The organism is Comamonas thiooxydans (assembly GCF_002157685.2).
Taxonomy (GTDB): domain Bacteria; phylum Pseudomonadota; class Gammaproteobacteria; order Burkholderiales; family Burkholderiaceae_C; genus Comamonas; species Comamonas testosteroni_H.
Window position 1 is genome coordinate 1,988,407 of sequence record NZ_AP026738.1, and the last position, 18,770, is coordinate 2,007,176.

Consider the following 18,770-nt stretch of genomic DNA (forward strand, 5'->3'; position numbering starts at 1 on the left):
GAGCTCTAGGCCTTCTTTGCGTTTTGGCGTTTATTGCTACTGGAGGTGACGGTTGTTCGAGGTATTTCTATGCAAGATGCCCTGGCTAGACAGCGGCAATGGAAAAGCTGGCAGTTAGAATGGACAGGATTAGCCTAACCCTGTTGGTGGAGGTTGGATGGCAGTTCTGTAGAGCATCAGTGCCCTGTAGAGGCCCGGTCGGTGGCGCAAGCGGGTCGCACGGCTTTCACCATTGTTAATGAGGCGAACGCAAGTTCGCCTTTATTTTTGCTGCCGCAGAAAGATTGACCATGTTCGAATCCATCCGCAAGCATTCCAAGTTCGTGATGATCTTGTTGTTCTTGCTGATCATTCCCTCTTTCATTTTTGTCGGAGTCAACCAGAACTACTTCACCGAGTCCAGCCAGACTGTGGCCCGCGTGGATGGGCATGACATTACCCAGCAGGACTGGGACAACGCTCACAGGACTGAAAGCGACCGCCTGCGTGCGCAGAATCCGACCATGGATGCCAAGCTGCTTGACTCGCCAGAGGCGCGCTATGCCACGCTGGAGAAGCTGGTGCGTGATCGCGTGCTGGCAGCTGCTGCCGCCAAGATGCACCTGACAACGCCCGATGCACAGTTGGTGCGTACCTTGCGTGAAATCCCCGCGATTGCGTCTTTGCAAAAGCCCGATGGCTCGCTGGATGCGGAAGCCTACAAGGCTCTGGTCGGTTCGCAGGGCATGACTCCTGAAGGGTTTGAAGCCAATCTGCGTCGTGAACTGGCACTCAATCAGGTACTGGGTTCCGTCTCTTCTACCAGCTTCACGACTGCTGCGCAGTTGCAGCAGGCCATGGACGCTCTGTATCAGCGCCGAGAAATTCAAGTTGCCCGGTTTGATGCCAGTGCCTTTGCAGGCAAGGTCCAACCCACGGAGGCCGAGCTCAAGGCTTTCTATGAAGCACACACCAACCAGTTCAAACAGCCCGAGGCCGCAACGGTGGAATATGTCCAATTGGACCTGGCCGCTGTACAGCAAGGCATTGTTCTGAGCGAAGACGACCTGCGCACCTATTACAAGGAAAATGCTGCCCGTCTTGCTGGTCCCGAAGAGCGTCGTGCCAGCCATATCCTGATCAATGCGGCCAAGGATCTTCCGGCCGCAGAGCGTGAAAAAGCCAAGGCCAAAGCTGAGCAATTGCTGGCTCAAGTACGCAAAGATCCCAAGAGCTTTGCCCAGGTAGCCAAGGCCAACTCGCAGGATCCCGGCTCTGCGGCCAATGGTGGTGATCTGGGTTACTTTGGCCGCGATGCCATGGTCAAGCCATTTGAAGAAGCCGTTTTCAAGATGAAGCAGGGCGACATCAGCGATGTGGTCGAGTCCGACTTTGGCTTTCACATCATCGAGCTGACCGGCATCAAGCAGCCCAAGGTGCCCTCGTTCGAGGAAATGCGCCCCAAGCTGGAAGCAGACCTCAAGCAGCAACAGGCTCAGCGCAAGTTTGCAGAGGCGGCCGAAGCTTTCTCCAATGCCGTTTACGAGCAGTCCGAAAGCCTCAAGCCTGTGGCCGAGAAGTTCAAGCTGAGCATTCACAAGGCCGAGAACGTGACACGTGAGCCTGCCCCTGGTGCGCAAGGTCCTCTGGCCAACAAGCGTTTCCTTGAGGCACTGTTCTCCGCAGACTCTCTGGAAAACAAGCGCAATACCGACGCAGTGGAGCTGGCTCCCAGCAATCTGGTGGCTGGTCGTGTGCTGAGCTATGCTCCTGCGCACACCCAGTCTATGGATGAAGTGGGTGAGAAGCTCAAGCAGCTATATGTGGCGCACCAGTCCGCAGAGTTGGCCAAGCAGGAAGGCAAGGCCAAGATGGCCGAATGGAAGGCCAAGCCTGAAGCAGCTCAGCTGCCTGCGGCTGTCGAGGTGGGTCGCGATCAAGCCAGGGATCTGCCGCGTGAAGTGCTGGATGCGGCATTGCGCGCCCCCACGAATGCCCTGCCTGCATGGGAGGGTGTCGACCTTGGCAATGCAGGTTACGCGGTGATCAAGGTCAACCGCATTGCCCCGCGGCCTGCGCAAGATGCCCAGGTGCTGGAGCAGCAAAAGGCGCAGTTCACGCAGTGGTCTTCCATGGCTGAAGTCATGGCCTACTATGAGCAGTTGAAGAAGACCTTCAAGGTCCAGATCAAGGTGCCGCGTCCTCAGTAAGGCATTTAAATCAGGCGCGAGTTTATTTGCGGTCTGATTTATGCATTACAATAGATGCTTCTACGGTGGCTGTAGCTCAGTTGGTAGAGTCCAGGATTGTGATTCCTGTTGTCGTGGGTTCGAGTCCCATCAGCCACCCCAGAATTTTGAAAACGCTCTGCAGCGCAGAGCGTTTTTACTTGATGAGAGGTATTTGCCTTGAATCATTGCTAGTTCAGTGTTTATTGCTCTCAATTTTGATTTGAAAGCTCAAATTCTGAAGTAGAATAGAGACTTCTACGGTGGCTGTAGCTCAGTTGGTAGAGTCCAGGATTGTGATTCCTGTTGTCGTGGGTTCGAGTCCCATCAGCCACCCCAGTTTATAAAATGCCTCACAGGTTTTCTTGTGAGGCATTTTTGTTTTGCAGCCCGGCTGAGCAGGGTGCACAGGCGGCTTTGAAGCTTTACTCTCTCGCCAAACAGGCTGCCCGGTGCTTGAAGGCCTCGTGACAGTGGTCGGGCTTTTGCAGTGCGCTATCTGCATGCCGTTAGCGTGGCGCACCTTCAAGTGCTGCCAGAGCAGAGCTGCGGCTTCCTTGTCAGCTGCACACTACGGCAAGCGCAGCGCCATGTCAGCCATCCTTTCCTGCGGCCCAGATGGTCGCTCTCTCGTCATCCGTTATCCGTTGTGGCTTTGTGAATGTGTGGCAGTACCTCGGCGAATGCAATCGGTGGACATGGAGGCTTGATTGCAAAGGCGTTTGGCTCATCTGCTTCAACAACTGCAAATGGGGGCAACGTGCTCTGCCAGCGCCTTGCTGATCTGTCCGAGGGGTTCGGCGGCGCAAGGCTTGGCGTTGCGCAGGCGGCACAACTATTCAGGAGGCAAGGCCTCATGGATTGATTGGCTCTCGAGCGAGCCGAAGCGCATTTCTGTCAGCTGTATGTCGGCGGCGCTTGAGAATTTCAGGACTTCATCGATCTGGCCAGAGGTGAGAATTTTGCATTGCATGGGATTGGCTCTCCAGAAAAGAAAGACCGGCTGCGGCGTAAGGGGCTGGACCAGAACTGCTAAGGACTTGCCTTCAGTCCGCTGTGTAGTCGATAGGGTCATAGGCATGTTGCCGGCCCAATGCTCCAGCCATGGATAGCAGGAACGCCAACCCACGGCGTACATCTGGCTCACCTGCCATGCGAAGAAGGCCAATTAAAGTAGGCGTTGTCTCGAGTTGCTCCATGCGGGCTGCGGCCATACGGGCCGCGTTGCCGGCTGACCACGCTGCAGATACGCTTTCTTCGAAAGCTCTGGCCAGCTTTTCGACCATGTACGCATCGCTCATATCGACCGCATCGGCAGCCACGGAAAGCATGTCTACGACACGGTTCAGGCGGCGCCCTGCCAATAGAGGCTCGAGTTTGGTCATGAGTTCGGCCAAACCCTGAAGAGCGGCATCGTCGTTCAGCAGGCCTGCATTGAGTTTCATGGCAGATGCGTGCTCGGCCATTGGAATATCGGTAGTGCTATTCATCTCGAATCTCCTTGCGTGTATCCATAGCTGGCTTAGACCAGAGCGCGTGCTACCGCCCAGTACAGGCCTCGATTGAAGCCCTTGCGCATCATTCCGCCGATCTTGGTGGGAGGCGTTGGCTTGACATCTACTTTGTAGTCATACCAAAGAGGCATTCCGTCATCGAGTCCCATCTGCGCGATGGCTACAACTCGGCCGTCGTATGCGTCGCAAGTACGGTCGAAGCGGATTTGCGATGCGATGTTGTTGACGACAACAGGTGACTGGCTGTGGCAAGAGCCACCGGCCTTGCTGACAGGAAGATCCACGGTGTCGCCGAGCACGTAGACATTCGAGGTGCCTAGCATTTGCATCGTCTCGTGGTCAGTGGGGAGCCAACCTTCGCCATCCTGTGCCTGGGACATGCCGCTATCGCGTACGGCCTGTACTGCGCGAATGGGGGGAGTGGCCATGAGAATGTCGAATTCTTCTGATTTGCCCTCTTCAGAATGGGCGATCTTTGCGTCGGGGTCCACGTGCGACAACGTGAACCCGCGCTGATAGCGTATACCGCGTTGCTCGAACACCGTGGGGAGGATCTCGCAGGTATCCCTCTGAAGGAACAGGCAGTTGCGCAGCAATTGCGATACCGTGGGGTAGGTATAGATGATCTCCACCTTGTCTCTCACTCCGCGGCGGCGCAACAGATCGTCGAGCATCAGAGTCGTCTCGATCGGTGCGATGCCGCACTGGTGGGGGACGTTCGGGGTCTTGGGGAAGGTCACGGTGATGAATATTCGACCCTTCTCGATACGAGTCAGCTTGTCGGCCAATTTGCGGGCGGGCCCATGCTGGTAGAAATGGTCACCACCCTCGGCCAAACCAGCAATGCGCTCTGGGGAAGGAACGCAGCCCGTGGATATCACAAGATGGTCGTAGTTAAAGCGTTTTCCGCTTTTGCATTGGACTGATTGAGCCGAAAAATCAAAGCTCTCCACTTCCTCGACTTGAAAGTCGATTTCAGGCCTCAGCAGTCCGCGTTGTTTACGTCTCAGTTCGTCCCGGAAGAATGCACTGAAAGCCACATACATAAAGGCTGGCTTGTAATAGTGCCAAGGAGAATTGGAGAGCATGGTGATGCGCACCTTGCCGCTTAGCAATTCCGGATATAACTTGGTGACCAGATGGTTGGCTGTCATGGTTCCGCCAATGCCGCCGCCAATGATCAATATGTGATGCGTCATCCTGCTACTCCTTTCTACATTCACTCAGAAAATGGCCGGTACCTGATGGATGTCGGTTCGTGAAACCAAAATCAATCGGGCCGAAGTGAGCGCCATACTCCTTCCCACAAGGAGTCAAAGAGTTGTTCGAGTGGTGTGTCCACCAACCCGTCAAGGCGCAGGCAGATAATGCGGATTGCACTGCCATACATCAAACTGGCGGCAACCATGGGTTCCATTGAGCGAATCTCGCCGTCTTTCATGCCTGAGAACACAAAGCCGCGCATACGGACAAATGCGGAAGCGGAACAGATCGCTTGCTCCTCTGGCAGGAACTCGCGATGGCGTGCGTTGACCACAAATCCCATTGCATCAGGCTCGGCTTCAGCCAAGGTGAACAGCATGCGCAGTACTGTTTCACAGCGTTCGCGGCTGCTTGCGTGCTGCACTTCAATTTCATCCAGCAGCACATTCATGCGGGAGAGCAGGTGTCGATAAAGTTCCCTGGCAATGCCTTCTTTATCCGTGAAATGGTTGTAGAAATAGCCGATAGAAACTCCGGCCTCGGTGCATAACTCTTGGATTGAAGTGTTAAAGAAGCCATTCCTTACAAAAAGCCTCAGAGCCACACTAAGCGTTTGAATATGGCGGGAGCCGGAATTTGGAAAAAATGTCCAAGTTTCTTTTTGCATCGTAAAAATAGAATGAATCTTCGTTCTATTTTTCACGTAATGATGATATGGAAAACAGGAGTAAACCCTGTTTACAGGCAATCTAATTTTCCAAATCTTTGGAGATTGCAATTTGTCCTGGCAGCTCTCTCGCCTTTTGCTTTTACTTTTTCGTATGGAGAGGTTGAAACTCTATGGGGCTCTCTATCTGATGAGTTAACTGTCTTGCGTCTGGCCATCCGACAGATGAATGCGTTGTCCTTATCTGCTGGTTCGAACACGACGCAGTCGGTTTCGGTTCCAGGCGATCATCTTCTTGATTTCTGGAATTGCAATAGCCGTCATGAGGGGGCTTTCATCTGCAATCAGCCCTTTACTCCGCCTGTCTTTTGAACTATTCGGCAACGCCGCTCTTGGGCATGCCTTGTGTCCTTCTGCCTCCAGGGCTTGATACACGAGACGCGCCAGCGGCGCGGCACCGGCCCTGGTGACAAGGCACTTCTGACGCTTGAGCCTCATTTCTGGGTTCGTATCGCAGCCACCCTGGTCCTGGAAAGAGGAGTTGCCGTGATTCACTAAAGTCGGGCCACTGAAGCTGCAGAAACAACAACCAGTTCAAGGCTGGCTAGGCATGGCAGGGGCTTCACTTGCTTACACATCGAATACCCGTAAGCGATTGAATAACCTAGACTTATTGCTATGAAAAAGTTACTTGGAGTCTCGGCATTTGCGCTGTTCTTGTCTGGCTGCTATGCACATCACGGACATGGTTATGGGCACCGTCACCATGATGGGTACTATGGGCATCCGCACGGTCACAAGCATCATGGTCATCGGCCAAGTGGTCATGGAGGGGGACATAAGCACCACGGCGGGCGTGGGAACGGTCGGCGCTAGACCTGAAATGCCAACAAAAAAGCCACCTTCGGGTGGCTTGGTTTATCTGAAGACCGTTTAGAAAGCGTCGGCGCTGTACTCGCCTTCGGGCGGGGTCTGGGACAGTATCCGCAGAACCTCTTCGGGAGAGTGCGGGTCAGGCATTGGCGTCATGATCTCTTGATTCGTCGCTTTGAATTCAGGATAGGCGGCGTACAGGTAGGTCATGGCTACTCCTTGAAGGTGGATGAAAGCTGATGTGTCCCTTTTTAACGTTTGACTGTGTCAGTTCGTTGACAGGAATGTAAGTTGTGAGGGGTGCTCCCGAATTCTCAAACAGGCATTGCGCGGTTTTGTTGTCCGGTCGTTAGGCGTGTCTGCGCGGGCAGGAAACGGCCGAGGGTGCAGCGATTCGGATCGCACTGCCAGAGGGGCGTGGAGTTACGGGAGGGGCATCGGCCCAAGCCGGGCCAGTGGCTCAGGGTATCGCTGCGGCGGAGGGGCCGGCAGCAAGCACGATGGCGCCAAGTGGTTCAGCCATGGTTTTTCATCCTCTTCGGGCTCGTTGCCTCAACGCCGGGCGGCGGGGATCAGTCGCGGCGATAGCCGGGTTTTGCCGGATGCTTGCCGTCAATCTGGTGCAGGACTCTGCCAGCCCTGTGTGGCGCGTGATGGTGCAGTCGAGAAGCTCTGCGCCGGTGCTCCAGACGGGAGACAGGCTTGTGACTGCTCAACGGTATTTGGCCGTGCTGCTGTGGTGGCTGGCGACTTGACTGGCTTGATCGTGGAAAAAAGGCTTGGCTAATAGGAGAGGGCCGCTGGCTAGCTAAAACGCTGCAAGCCCCTGCTTGTCAGCGCCCCACGATGAAGAGGTGGTACAACGACTCGCTGCACCATGGAAGGAATCATAAACGCAATTGAGAATCGTTTGCAAATAACCGTGTGATTCTCAGGACTATAGAAAGAGAGGATCCATGCCTAGAGGCATGAAACTGAATGGCACCAAGAGTTGCCGGACAGATGCGGACGCTGGGTTCAGGGGCGTTGGAAGAGACAGCGATGTGTCAGTGCCGAGGAACGGTACCGGCCTCTGTGGCAGGAAGGTGAGCCATTGCCTTCTATTCTTGATAAGGAACGCCCCAATAGCGGCCATTCATCGCAACACTGAGGCGTATGCCCTGGCTGCCAGTGGTGTGACCATCGTTCCAGGCATGATCAACTGGCACCTTCGTTTTGCGTTTGCCGTTGTGAGCAATTGATAGCGCGCAAGGGTTTGCATCACATGGATGCCCTGGCAGGTCCCACGGCCGCAGGCCTCACTAGCGCTTAACTTTGACCCAAGCCGCATTTCGTGGCTTTGTTCATGAGGAGGACATCATGAATGCTGATCAAGTCAAGGGCACGTTGAAGGATGTGGCAGGTAGGATTCAGGAGAGGCTTGGTGAACACATAGACAGTCCTGAGCAAGAAGCCAAGGGGATCGCAAAGCAGGTTGAAGGCACCGCTCAGAAGAAGATGGGTGATCTGAAAGAAGCGATTCAAGAGACGGCCAAAAAGTAAGCTGCAAGAGCTCTAACGAGCAAGCCCGCCAGGCTTGTCAGCTGACTTTTGTGTGGCTTACTGAAGGATTCATTACTGAATATCTATTCATGCTGTGAATTTATACATGTGTGCTACAATGCAAACGTCGGGGAAATCATGCAGGCGCCTAGGAATGGTGGTCGGCCCCCGACGCGGAATATCGCGAGGTGGAGCAGTCTGGTAGCTCGTCGGGCTCATAACCCGAAGGTCGTTGGTTCAAATCCGGCCCTCGCAACCAATAAAGCCCTGGCCGGAAACGGTCAGGGCTTTTTGCCATCTGCCTGTCATATTTCGAGAGCAAGATACGCATCGCTAGGTTCAGGTTGTAGCACTGAAAGATGGCTTAACCCCTGGCGCCAATTCCAAAGCCCTGGCCGTAGCAGCCGGGGCTTTTTCTTTTGCCTTCTGCCTGCCGAAAGCTGGTTGCTGCGGCCCTGGTTCTGCCTCGTCGGCTTTTCTTATTTCCTTGGGCCAGCCAAGGCCACGCCCCGGGTGGCATGTCGCGCGGATGATGCGGGCTGCTTCATCGCTCACGGAGAGCTCTTGCATGTGTTACTTTTGGACGAAGGCGTGCAAGCTGGAATCAGGGGGCAGCCTTCTTGCCATGAGGGCGCAAAGTATCGATGTTCCGTGCCGGCCTCAAAGGGAAAGGGGGTTAAGGCGGTTCTTAGCCTGCCGGGCCGCCAATAAATATGATGGCGCGTATAGCCGGAAAGGTCGCGAAGCGTAGACAGACAAAAGGGGTTAGATCTTTCGATCTAACCCCTTGTCATTTGGTCGGAGCGGCGGGATTCGAACTCGCGACCCTCTGCTCCCAAAGCAGATGCGCTACCAGGCTGCGCTACGCTCCGAAGCCTCTATTCTAACTACAAAAAATTGCACATCTTTTGAAAGTGGCGAATTTTTGATGATGAGGCGCTATTTATTTTGAACGAGGTGTCGTGGGGGCAGGGCCACGGTTGGCCAGGTGGCGGAAGGTAATACGGCCCTTGGTCAGATCGTAGGGCGACATTTCCAGCGACACCTTGTCGCCAGCCAGAATGCGGATGTGGTGCTTGCGCATCTTGCCGCCGGTGTAGGCAATCAGTTGGTGACCGTTGTCCAGCGTGACGCGAAAACGCGAGTCAGGCAGGACTTCCGTCACGGAACCTTGCATTTCAATCAGTTCTTCCTTGGCCATTTGTTCAATCTCTCAGAAAAGGTCAGTTGCGGCGCTTGCTCGTCATCACCACGGAAAAGGCCTGAGCAGTACAACTGCTCAGGCCTCAGTGTGGCAAGGGCGCTGCGCTGTTTGCGCAGACCGAACAAAAGGCCGATATCCAATCAAGCCATGCTGTGAAACAGCATTCAGCTAAACATTGGAATTGTAGCGTCTCGCCTTCGCTTATGCCCTCATAAAGGGGTAAAGCGTCGCAGCGATGAGACGGGTGCATGGCTCTTTGTCATGACGCTTGCATCATTGAGATGTCGTGTCTGGGCGGTGGCCTGGATGGGGTAAAACGCCTGTAGCCCTCAAAGACAGCCGCCGCTGCCGTGGTCTTGGCTAGAATCCTGTTCGACAGCTCTATAACTTTGATAGCAAAATTCCATTGTGTCTGATCGACTCGCCGTACTTTCCCAATATTTCTTGCCCAAGCAGGCGCTGACCGCGCTGATGGGAAAACTGGCGCAAGCCGAGGCCGGCGGATTGACGACAGCAGTCATTCGTCGCTTTATCCAGCGCTACAAGGTGAACATGGCCGAGGCATCCAATCCCGACCCTGCTGCCTACAAGACCTTCAATGCCTTTTTCACACGTGCGCTCAAGGACGGTGTTCGTCCTCTGGCGCAGGCGGACTGGATTTGCCCAGTAGATGGTGCGATCAGTCAGTTCGGCAGGATCGAAGGCGAGCAGATCTTTCAAGCCAAGGGGCATCAATACAGTGCGACTGCCCTGGTGGGAGGGGATGCGGCTCTGGCCCGTCAGTTCGATAACGGCAGCTTTGCCACGATCTATCTGAGCCCGCGCGACTATCACCGCATTCATATGCCCTGTGCCGGCAAGTTGCGCAGCATGACCTATGTGCCAGGGGATCTGTTCTCGGTGAACCCGGTTACCGCACGTGGCGTACCCGGCTTGTTCGCGCGCAACGAGCGCGTGGTCTGCGTGTTCGATACCGACCATGGGCCATTCGTGCTGGTGCTGGTGGGTGCGACGATCGTGGGCAGCATGGCAACGGTGTGGCACGGCCTGGTCAACCCGCCGCGCCCAGGCCATATCAAGACCTGGAATTACGAAGGTGCCGAAGCGGTGACGCTGGCTAGAGGCGAGGAGATGGGCCGCTTTCAGCTCGGCTCCACAGTGGTCATGCTGTTTCCTCAAGCTGCAGGCCTGCAGTTCAATCCGCAGTGGCAGCCGGCGGCGCCGGTGCAACTGGGTCAGGTCATGGGCAATGCCCAGATCAAACTGGGCTGACAGCCGGGTTCCATAGAAAAAGCCGCTGATGCCATGAGCTCAGCGGCTTTCTTGTTTTGAGGGATCAAAGAAACCAGGTCAGCGGCTCGGGCCGGCGTTCGGTGGTGAACACCGTGGGGGCAAGACTCAGGCGATCGGGCTTGACCGGGTCGTCGTGACCTCGGAGGTAGACCATCAGTTCGCGTCTGCGCAAGATGACATGGCTGACGATTTCGCGTCGGCCATTCTGAGTGACCTCGGTGCCGGGCCGAAACAACGGCATATGAAACAGGCCACTGCGTGTGGTGGGCGGCGATGCCGCAACTTCATTGGAGGCGAGCTGCATGGGCTTTCCGTAGTAGTGGTGAGTGCTTATCGGCAGCGAATCATCAAACTAAAGCCCGAATTACCGGGGCAGGTTCAACCGGGCTGGGCCAGGGCCTTGAGCAGCTCGGTCTCCATGCGCAACTGGCTGTTGTTGTCCTGCAGCTCTGGGCCTTCGATGAGGAAGGTGTCTTCCACGCGCTCGCCCAGGGTGCTGATCTTTGCCAGATGCACGCTGATATGGTGCTGGGCCAGGATGCGGGCAATGATGTAGAGCAGGCCGGCGCGGTCTGACGCGGAGATGGACAGCAGCCAGTGCTGGGCTTTTTCATCGGGGCGCAGGATGACCCGCGGAGCGAATGGAAAGCTTTTGACGCGGCGCGACAGCCGTCTTTGCGATGGCGTGGGCAGAGGACCGCCCTGCAGCAGGGTCTGGGTCAGATCGCTTTCCACCATGTGCATGAGTTCGCGGTACTGCTCCTGCATGGTGGGGGCGACGACCTGGAAGGTGTCCAGTGCGTAACCGTTGTTGGCCGTGTGCACGCGCGCATCGAGAATGGAAAATCCGGCCCGGTCGAAGTAGCTGCAGATGCGGGCAAACAGATCGGGCTGGTCGGGTGCGTAGACCAGCACTTGCAGGCCTTCGCCGGCCAGCGACCGCCGGGCGCGCACCACGGGCTTGCCCTGACCCACATGGCGTGAGAGATGGCGGGTATGCCAGGCGATGTCGGCCGCTTCATGGCGCATGAAGTAGCTCACATCCAGTGTCTCCCAGAGTTTCTTGTGGGACTCGAAGGGCTGGGCAGACAGGGCCAGTTGCACCAGCGCCTCACGCTTGCGGGCTTCGATTTCGGCGGCGGCATCCGGGGCGCGACCACCCAGCACGCGCAGGGTCAGGCGGTAGGTGTCTTCCAGCAGCTTGCCTTTCCAGGCACTCCAGACCTTGGGGCTGGTGCCGCGAATGTCGGCCACCGTCAGCAGGTACAAGGCAGTGAGCTTGCGCTCGTTGCCGACGCGTTCGGCAAAGGCGCGAATCACATCGGGGTCGGACAAGTCCTGCTTCTGGGCCACCTGGCTCATGGTCAGGTGTTCGCGTACCAGAAACTCGACCAGCTCCGCATCGGCCTTGTCGATCTGGTGGGCGCGGCAAAAACGCTTGACTTCGACGGCGCCGATCACGGAGTGATCGCCACCTCGGCCTTTGCCGATATCGTGGAAGAGGGCCGCCAGATACAGGATCCAGGGCTTGTCCCAGCCTGCGGCGAGCTGGGAGCAGAACGGATACTCATGGACATGCTCGGCCATGAAGAAGCGGCGCACATTGCGCAGCACCATCAGAATGTGCTGGTCCACGGTGTAGACGTGGAACAGATCATGCTGCATCTGTCCCACGATGCGGCGGAAGGGCCAGAGATAGCGGCCCAGTACCGAGGTCTGATTCATCAACCGGATGGCATGGGTGATGCCGCGCGGCTGCTGCAGGATTTTCATGAAGGTGGCGCGATTGACCGGATCGCGACGGAAAGCACTGTCCATCACATCTCGGCTGGCATACAGCGCACGCAGGGTGCGTGTCGACAGTCCCGTCAATCCCTCATGCTGCTCATACATGAGAAAGGTTTCGAGAATGGCATGCGGGTCGCGCTCGTACAGATCGTCGCTGACTACCTCGATGGTGCCGGCCTTCTCGCAAAAGCGATCATTGAGCTGAATCAGTTCGTGCGAGCCGGGGTTCAGGCGCTCCTCGATGCTCATGCGCACGATCTGGCACAGCTGGGTCACCGCCTTGGCGGCCCAGTAATAGTGGCGCATCAGGGTCTCGCCAGCGCGCATGGCCAGCTTGCGGCCCTCCGGCGTGGTGGAGCGGTAGCCAAAGGCTTCGGCCACGGCGGTCTGCAGGTCAAAGACCAGCCTGTCCTCATGGCGGCCGGCAGCAGCATGCAGGCGTGCACGGATCAGGCTGAGCAGGGACTCGTTGGATTCGAGCTGCTGGACCTCGAAATGGGTGATCAGGTCTTGCTCAGCCAGCTCATGCCAGCTGTTGCCGAAGCCTGCGGCCTTGGCCAGCCAGAGCATGGTGTGCAGATCGCGCAGCCCGCCGGGCGATTCCTTGCAGTTGGGCTCAAGCGAATAGGGCGTGAAGTCGTATTTGGCGTGGCGCTGGCGCATCTCCAGTAGCTTGCCTTCGACAAAAGCCTTGGGATCAAGTTGCGCGCGGAACTGCAGCTCGAAGTCGGCAAACAAGGTCTTGCTGCCGGTGATGCGACGTGACTCCAGCATGGCGGTCTGCACCGTCAGGTCCTGCGCGGCCTCCTGCAGACATTCGGCGATGCTGCGAACGCTGGAGCCGATTTCTAGGCCGACATCCCAGCAACTGCTGATGAACTGCTCGATGCTGCTCGCAAATTCCACAGCTGGCTGTGCACTGCTTTGGGGCAGCAGCACCAACACATCGATGTCCGAGTATGGGAAGAGTTGGGCGCGTCCATAGCCACCCACGGCCAGCAGGGCCGAGCCCTGCGGCATCTGCGCGCGTTGCCAGAGGGTGCGCAGCAGACCATCGGCGAGTTCACTGAAATGGTGCAGCACTCCGCGCACGCTGCGTCTGCCCAGTGTGGGGTTGCGCAGCAACTCCATCTGCCGGGCCTTGGCCTCGCGGTATTGCTCGCGCAGGCTCTGTAGCGAGGAGAGGTCGGAGGCGTCGGCAGGGTTGGCGTAGGAGTGGGCAGAGGAGGTCATGCGCAGTAGAAAAAAGCGTTTCAACAGGGCAAGTGCTTGAGCGTCACCTTAACCCAACTGACTTGGGCTTGAGGCCTGTGATGGCAAAAAGATGAGCGCCTGGCGCTTGCAGCATAAGCTCTACAAGCAAAAAATATGCCGCATCCGGCTTTGGCCGGATGCGGCATGCAGATCAGCGGCAGCAGCGCGTTCAGGTGCGGATGGCCGTGATGAAGTCGGGCGGAGTGGGCGAGCCATCGGACCAGGTCAGCACGTCATAGCCGGTCTTGGTGACGGCCAGCATCAGCTCCCACTGGGCGGTCAGGCTGCGGTCCTTGGTGACCACGGTCCAGCCGTCGGGCATGGCCTTGATGTCGCGCTTGCCCAGATTCAGCATGGGCTCGATGGTGAAGACCATGCCTTCTTCCAGCACCACGCCTTCGCCAGGGCGGCCGTAGTGCAGCACCTGGGGCTCGTCGTGGAACACCTTGCCGATGCCGTGGCCGCAGTATTCACGCACCACGGACAGATTGTTGCTCTCCGCATAGGTCTGGATGGCGTGGCCGATATCGCCCAGCGTGGCACCGGGCCTGACCTGGGCGATGCCCTTCCACATGGCTTCAAACGTGAGCCTGGACAGGCGCTTGGCGGCAATCGTGCCTTCGCCAATGATGAACATGCGGCTGTTGTCGCCGAACCAGCCGTCTTCGGTGATGATGGTCACGTCGACATTGACGATATCGCCCTTCTTCAAAGGCTTGTCGTTGGGGATGCCGTGGCACACCACATGGTTGACCGAGGTGCAGACATAGGCCGGGTAGGGCGTCATGCCTGGAGGCTGATAGCCCAGGCAGGCCGTCTTGGTGCCTTGCTCGGCCATGCGCTTGGCACACAGATCGTCGATCTGCTGGGTGGTGATGCCGGGTTTGATGTGGGGGGTGATGTAGTCCAGCACATCCGAAGCAAAGCGGCCTGCAACGCGCATGCGCTCGATGTCTTCGGGGGTCTTCAGTGTGATGCTCATGGGCGCAATTATCCCATTGCGCGCTTGAACATGCAGGGCTTGTGGGTGTGAGCATTCGGACTAACCCCGAGGCACGGTAAAATCCGAGGCTCACCGAATTCAGCGCTTTGGCCCGGTCCTCTCAGGCAGGGGATTGGCCAGGACGCTTTTCAACAGCCTTCACATAAACAGGCCGCCACGTGACATTGCATCTGACACAGTTTGAGGGTGGAAACGCCCTGAGCTCGTTCCGCGCCCAACAGCTTCTGACCGATCTGGTCGCCATCCACCCCAAGATCACCGGCGTATCTGCACGCTTTGTGCACCTGGTTGCCACCGAGGGCGCAGTTGCGCCCGCATTGCAAGAGCGCCTGTCGGCGCTCTTGACTTATGGAGACCCCTATACGGGCAGCGCTGAAGGCCTGGCCTTCATCGTCACCCCCCGTCTGGGCACCATCTCTCCCTGGGCTTCCAAGGCGACCGATATCGCCCGCAACTGCGGCCTGAATGTGTTCCGTGTGGAGCGCATGACCGAGTATCGCGTGGACATGAAGTCCGGCCTGCTGGGCGGCAAGCCCGAGCTGTCGACAGAGCAAACTGCTCAGGTTGCCGCTTTGCTGCACGACCGTATGACCGAGTCCGTGTTTGCGACACGCGCTGAGGCCGAGCAGCTGTTCACCACCCTGGCTGCACAGCCCATGGAGTTTGTGGATGTGCTGGGCGGTGGCCGCGCTGCGCTGGAAACCGCGAACAAGCAATGGGGCCTGGCCCTGGCCGAAGACGAGATCGAGTATCTGGTCAACGCTTTCAACGACCTCAAGCGCAATCCCACGGACGTGGAGCTGATGATGTTCGCGCAGGCCAACTCCGAGCATTGCCGCCACAAGATCTTCAACGCCAAGTTCACCATCGACGGCGTGGAGCAGGAAAAGTCGCTGTTCGGCATGATCCGCAACACCGAAGCCTGCTCCCCCCAGCACACCGTGGTGGCTTATGCCGACAACGCTTCCATCATGGAAGGCCATGAGGTCGAGCGATTTGTCGCCAGGTTCGATGCCAAGGCAGACGCAATCAGCGCGCCCAGCTATCAGAAGCAGGCGGCTACCAACCATGTGTTGATGAAGGTGGAAACACATAACCACCCCACGGCGATTTCGCCCTTCCCCGGTGCCTCGACCGGCAACGGCGGTGAAATCCGTGACGAAGGCGCAACCGGCCGAGGCTCCAAGCCCAAGGCCGGCCTGACCGGCTTCACCGTCTCCAAGCTCTGGGGCAGCGAAGTGGGCAAGCCCGAGCACATCGCCAGCCCGCTGCAGATCATGATCGAAGGCCCTCTGGGCGGCGCGGCGTTCAACAACGAGTTCGGCCGTCCCAATCTGACCGGCTATTTCCGCGAGTACGAGCAGCAGGTCGGCGACATCACCCGTGGCTACCACAAGCCCATCATGATCGCCGGCGGCCTGGGCGTGATCGATTCCGAGCTGACCAAGAAGATCGAGTTCCCGGCGGGCACGCTGCTGATCCAGCTGGGCGGTCCCGGCATGCGCATCGGCATGGGCGGCGGTGCGGCAAGCTCCATGGCTTCGGGCACCAATGCCGCGGAACTGGACTTTGACTCGGTGCAGCGCGGCAATCCCGAGATCGAGCGCCGTGCACAGGAAGTCATCAACCATTGCTGGCAGCAGGGCGCCGAGAACCCCATCCTGGCCATCCACGACGTGGGTGCCGGTGGTATCTCCAATGCCTTCCCCGAGCTGACCAACGATGCCGGGCGCGGTGCTCGCTTTGACCTGCGAGCCGTGAAGCTCGAAGAGTCCGGCCTGTCGCCCAAGGAAATCTGGTCCAACGAATCGCAGGAGCGCTACGTACTGGCCATCGCTCCCGAATCGCTGGAGCAGTTCACGGCCTTCTGCGAGCGTGAGCGCTGCCCGTTTGCCGTCATCGGCACGGCCACCGAAGAGCGCCAGCTGGTGCTGGAGGACACGGCGGTCGAGTCCGGTGACCAGAAGTTCCCTGTGGACATGCCCATGAACGTGCTGCTGGGCAAGCCGCCCAAGGTGCACAAGGATGTGACCAGCGTGGAGCGCGAGCTGCCCGCCATGGACCTGACCGGCGTGCCGCTGGAAAAGGCCGTGATCGAAGTGCTGGCCCACCCCACGGTGGCTTCCAAGCGCTTCCTGATTACCATTGGCGACCGCGCCGTCGGTGGCCTGACCCATCGCGACCAGATGGTCGGTCCCTGGCAGGTGCCGGTGGCCGACGTGGCCGTGACCCTGGCCGATTACAAGGGCTTCAAGGGTGAAGCCATGGCCATGGGCGAGCGCACGCCGCTGGCCGCCATCGACGCCCCCGCCTCGGGTCGCATGGCCGTGGCCGAAGCCATCACCAATATGCTGGCCGCGCCCATCGAGCTGTCCAAGGTGAAGATGTCGGCCAACTGGATGGCCGCCTGTGGTGAAGCCGGCGAAGACGCTGCGCTGTATGCCACCGTCAAGGCCGTGGGCATGGAGCTGTGCCCTGCGCTGAACATCTCGATTCCCGTGGGCAAGGACTCCCTGTCCATGCGCACCCAGTGGAGCGAGAACGGCCAGACCAAGAAGGTCACCTCGCCCGTGAGCCTGATCATCACCGGCTTTGCCGCCATCGACGATGTGCGCACCACGCTCACGCCCCAGCTCGACGCCGAGGTGGAAGACAGCACCCTGGTGCTGATCGACCTGGGTCGCGGCAAGATGCGCATGGGCGGCTCCATCATCGGTCAGGTGCTCAACCAGTCGGGCAACGAAGTGCCGGATCTGGACGAGCCCAAGGATCTGATCGCCATGGTGGATGCAGTGAATGCACTGCGCGCCAAGGGACTGATCCTGGCCTACCACGACAGGGGCGACGGCGGCCTGCTGGCCACGGCCGCCGAAATGGCCTTTGCCGGCCATGTGGGCGTGGCCTTGAATGTGGACATGCTGATCACCGAGGGCGATGGCATCTCCGACAGCCGCATGGACAGCGGCGAAGGCAAGAACTGGGGCAAGCAGGTCTCCGGTCGTCGCGAAGACCTGACCCTGCGCGCGCTGTTCAACGAAGAGCTGGGCGCCGTGCTGCAGATCAGGACCGAGGACCGTGCCGAAGTGCTGCAGGTGCTGCGCGAACATGGCCTGATCCAGTGCAGCCATGTCGTCGGCAAGACCCGTCCTGCTTCCTCCCCTGTGGATGCAGGCAAGGGCGAGCTGCAAGTCTGGCGCGATGCGAACAAGGTGTTCGGCGCAACCCTGTCCGACCTGCACCAGGTCTGGGATGCCGTGAGCTGGAAGATCACCCAGCAACGCGACAACCCCGTGTGCGCCGACAGCGAGCATGCTGCCGCGGGCGAACCCACCGACCCCGGCATGCATGTGCATCTGACGTTCGACCCCAAGGAGAACGTGGCAGCGCCCTTCATCAACGTGGCTGCCAAGCCTCGCGTGGCGGTGCTGCGCGAGCAGGGCGTGAACTCCCATGTGGAAATGGCCTACGCCTTCACCGAAGCCGGCTTTGATGCGGTGGACGTGCACATGAGCGACCTGCAGTCCGGCCGCGCGCAGCTCAAGGACTTCGCCGGTGTGGTGGCCTGTGGCGGTTTCAGCTACGGCGACACCCTGGGTGCGGGCATTGGCTGGGCGCGTTCCATCACCTTCAACGACCGTCTGTCCGAGCAGTTCCAGGCCTTCTTCGGTCGCAACGACACCTTCGGTCTGGGCGTGTGCAACGGCTGCCAGATGTTTGCCGAGCTGGCCGATATCATCCCCGGTGCGCAGGACTGGCCACGCTTTACGCAGAACCAGAGCAACCGCTTCGAAGCGCGTCTGTCCATGGTTGAAGTGCTGGAGTCGCCCAGCCTGTTCCTGCAAGGCATGGCCGGCTCCCGCCTGCCCATCGCCGTGGCACATGGCGAGGGCTTTGCCAACTTCCAGTTCCGCGGCAACGCGCAGCAGGTGGTCAAGTCCATGCGCTATGTGGACAACCACGGCCAGCCTACCGAGCAGTATCCTTTCAACCCCAACGGCTCGGCTGGCGGCTTGACGGCTGTGACGACGGCCGATGGCCGTTTCACCGCGATGATGCCTCACCCCGAGCGCGTGTTCCGCAATGTACAGATGAGCTGGACTTCGGGCGACAAGTCCGAATTCAGCCCCTGGATGCGCGTCTGGCGCAACGCACGTAAGTGGCTGGGTTGATTCCCTGGCACTGCTAGTGCAATCAAAAGGCTCTGCATTCTGCAGAGCCTTTT

Annotated in this window: 14 protein-coding genes and 4 tRNA genes; 9 read left to right on the forward strand and 9 right to left on the reverse strand. The window is 58.5% G+C overall.

What is annotated here, in order from left to right:
• Positions 1-290: 290 nt before the first annotated feature.
• The 3 genes from CTR2_RS09155 to CTR2_RS09165 all read left to right on the forward strand — a co-directional run bounded on the left by CTR2_RS09155 (position 291) and on the right by CTR2_RS09165 (position 2,546).
• The gene (locus tag CTR2_RS09155; protein WP_087084331.1) at positions 291-2,189 is read left to right on the forward strand and encodes a SurA N-terminal domain-containing protein; all 1,899 of its coding nucleotides are present in this window, start codon (positions 291-293) and stop codon (positions 2,187-2,189) included.
• 65 nt (positions 2,190-2,254) lie between these two features.
• Positions 2,255-2,330 (forward strand) — tRNA-His (locus tag CTR2_RS09160).
• Positions 2,331-2,470: 140 nt separating this feature from the next.
• A tRNA-His gene (locus tag CTR2_RS09165) sits at positions 2,471-2,546 on the forward strand.
• 707 nt (positions 2,547-3,253) lie between these two features.
• On the opposite strand, the gene CTR2_RS09170 is transcribed toward CTR2_RS09165, so the two are convergent.
• From CTR2_RS09170 to CTR2_RS09180, 3 genes are all read right to left on the reverse strand, one after another.
• Positions 3,254-3,697: a helical membrane plugin domain-containing protein gene (locus CTR2_RS09170; protein ID WP_087084330.1), complete on the reverse strand. Its 444-nt coding sequence runs from the start codon at positions 3,695-3,697 to the stop codon at positions 3,254-3,256.
• Positions 3,698-3,729: 32 nt separating this feature from the next.
• Positions 3,730-4,920, reverse strand: a complete 1,191-nt coding sequence (locus CTR2_RS09175; RefSeq protein ID WP_087084329.1) for an NAD(P)/FAD-dependent oxidoreductase — start codon at positions 4,918-4,920, stop codon at positions 3,730-3,732.
• A gap of 71 nt (positions 4,921-4,991) precedes the next feature.
• Positions 4,992-5,591: a TetR/AcrR family transcriptional regulator gene (locus CTR2_RS09180; protein ID WP_087084328.1), complete on the reverse strand. Its 600-nt coding sequence runs from the start codon at positions 5,589-5,591 to the stop codon at positions 4,992-4,994.
• A 12-nt stretch (positions 5,592-5,603) separates the two neighbouring features.
• Between CTR2_RS09180 and CTR2_RS09185 the strand changes: the two genes are divergently transcribed.
• Both CTR2_RS09185 and CTR2_RS09190 read left to right on the forward strand, forming a co-directional pair.
• Positions 5,604-5,963: a hypothetical protein gene (locus tag CTR2_RS09185; RefSeq protein WP_310223821.1), complete on the forward strand. Its 360-nt coding sequence runs from the start codon at positions 5,604-5,606 to the stop codon at positions 5,961-5,963.
• A 379-nt stretch (positions 5,964-6,342) separates the two neighbouring features.
• Positions 6,343-6,528, forward strand: a complete 186-nt coding sequence (locus CTR2_RS09190) for a hypothetical protein (RefSeq protein ID WP_140401063.1) — start codon at positions 6,343-6,345, stop codon at positions 6,526-6,528.
• Here CTR2_RS09190 and CTR2_RS09195 read toward each other — a convergent pair.
• A complete protein-coding gene (locus CTR2_RS09195) occupies positions 6,525-6,674 on the reverse strand; it encodes a hypothetical protein (RefSeq protein ID WP_176391686.1) in 150 nt (49 codons plus the stop codon). The genes CTR2_RS09190 and CTR2_RS09195 overlap by 4 nt on opposite strands.
• A gap of 1,149 nt (positions 6,675-7,823) precedes the next feature.
• Here CTR2_RS09195 and CTR2_RS09200 point away from each other — a divergent pair.
• Together CTR2_RS09200 and CTR2_RS09205 are read left to right on the forward strand one after the other, a co-directional pair.
• Positions 7,824-8,006, forward strand: a complete 183-nt coding sequence (locus CTR2_RS09200; protein WP_087084673.1) for a CsbD family protein — start codon at positions 7,824-7,826, stop codon at positions 8,004-8,006.
• 182 nt (positions 8,007-8,188) lie between these two features.
• A tRNA-Met gene (locus CTR2_RS09205) sits at positions 8,189-8,265 on the forward strand.
• Positions 8,266-8,801: 536 nt separating this feature from the next.
• Here the strand turns inward: CTR2_RS09205 and CTR2_RS09210 are convergent.
• Both CTR2_RS09210 and infA read right to left on the reverse strand, forming a co-directional pair.
• Positions 8,802-8,878 (reverse strand) — tRNA-Pro (locus CTR2_RS09210).
• A 71-nt stretch (positions 8,879-8,949) separates the two neighbouring features.
• Positions 8,950-9,207: a translation initiation factor IF-1 gene (gene infA, locus CTR2_RS09215; RefSeq protein ID WP_003056533.1), complete on the reverse strand. Its 258-nt coding sequence runs from the start codon at positions 9,205-9,207 to the stop codon at positions 8,950-8,952.
• 411 nt (positions 9,208-9,618) lie between these two features.
• Between infA and asd the strand changes: the two genes are divergently transcribed.
• Entirely contained in the window at positions 9,619-10,482 is an 864-nt protein-coding gene (gene asd / locus CTR2_RS09220; protein ID WP_087084326.1) for an archaetidylserine decarboxylase, read from the forward strand.
• 64 nt (positions 10,483-10,546) lie between these two features.
• Here asd and CTR2_RS09225 read toward each other — a convergent pair whose 3' ends face one another.
• The 3 genes from CTR2_RS09225 to map all read right to left on the reverse strand — a co-directional run bounded on the left by CTR2_RS09225 (position 10,547) and on the right by map (position 14,527).
• The gene (locus CTR2_RS09225; RefSeq protein WP_003056528.1) at positions 10,547-10,807 is read right to left on the reverse strand and encodes a hypothetical protein; all 261 of its coding nucleotides are present in this window, start codon (positions 10,805-10,807) and stop codon (positions 10,547-10,549) included.
• Positions 10,808-10,881: 74 nt separating this feature from the next.
• Positions 10,882-13,524, reverse strand: a complete 2,643-nt coding sequence (locus CTR2_RS09230; protein WP_087084325.1) for a [protein-PII] uridylyltransferase — start codon at positions 13,522-13,524, stop codon at positions 10,882-10,884.
• Positions 13,525-13,714: 190 nt separating this feature from the next.
• Complete coding sequence (gene map / locus CTR2_RS09235) at positions 13,715-14,527, reverse strand: type I methionyl aminopeptidase (protein WP_003056520.1); 813 nt, start codon at positions 14,525-14,527, stop codon at positions 13,715-13,717.
• A gap of 179 nt (positions 14,528-14,706) precedes the next feature.
• Between map and purL the strand changes: the two genes are divergently transcribed.
• Complete coding sequence (purL, locus tag CTR2_RS09240) at positions 14,707-18,717, forward strand: phosphoribosylformylglycinamidine synthase (protein WP_087084324.1); 4,011 nt, start codon at positions 14,707-14,709, stop codon at positions 18,715-18,717.
• Positions 18,718-18,770 lie beyond the last annotated feature (53 nt).

Bases quoted from the DNA above. Each gene is read 5' to 3' on its own strand.
- CTR2_RS09195 (WP_176391686.1), bottom strand. From the start codon at position 6,674: ATGACCTACCTGTACGCCGCCTATCCTGAATTCAAAGCGACGAATCAA.
- CTR2_RS09190 (WP_140401063.1), top strand. From the start codon at position 6,343: ATGGGCACCGTCACCATGATGGGTACTATGGGCATCCGCACGGTCACA.
- CTR2_RS09230 (WP_087084325.1), bottom strand. From the start codon at position 13,524: ATGACCTCCTCTGCCCACTCCTACGCCAACCCTGCCGACGCCTCCGAC.
- infA (WP_003056533.1), bottom strand. From the start codon at position 9,207: ATGGCCAAGGAAGAACTGATTGAAATGCAAGGTTCCGTGACGGAAGTC.
- CTR2_RS09175 (WP_087084329.1), bottom strand. From the start codon at position 4,920: ATGACGCATCACATATTGATCATTGGCGGCGGCATTGGCGGAACCATG.
- CTR2_RS09155 (WP_087084331.1), top strand. From the start codon at position 291: ATGTTCGAATCCATCCGCAAGCATTCCAAGTTCGTGATGATCTTGTTG.
- CTR2_RS09185 (WP_310223821.1), top strand. From the start codon at position 5,604: ATGAATCTTCGTTCTATTTTTCACGTAATGATGATATGGAAAACAGGA.
- map (WP_003056520.1), bottom strand. From the start codon at position 14,527: ATGAGCATCACACTGAAGACCCCCGAAGACATCGAGCGCATGCGCGTT.
- CTR2_RS09200 (WP_087084673.1), top strand. From the start codon at position 7,824: ATGAATGCTGATCAAGTCAAGGGCACGTTGAAGGATGTGGCAGGTAGG.
- CTR2_RS09180 (WP_087084328.1), bottom strand. From the start codon at position 5,591: ATGCAAAAAGAAACTTGGACATTTTTTCCAAATTCCGGCTCCCGCCAT.
- CTR2_RS09225 (WP_003056528.1), bottom strand. From the start codon at position 10,807: ATGCAGCTCGCCTCCAATGAAGTTGCGGCATCGCCGCCCACCACACGC.
- CTR2_RS09170 (WP_087084330.1), bottom strand. From the start codon at position 3,697: ATGAATAGCACTACCGATATTCCAATGGCCGAGCACGCATCTGCCATG.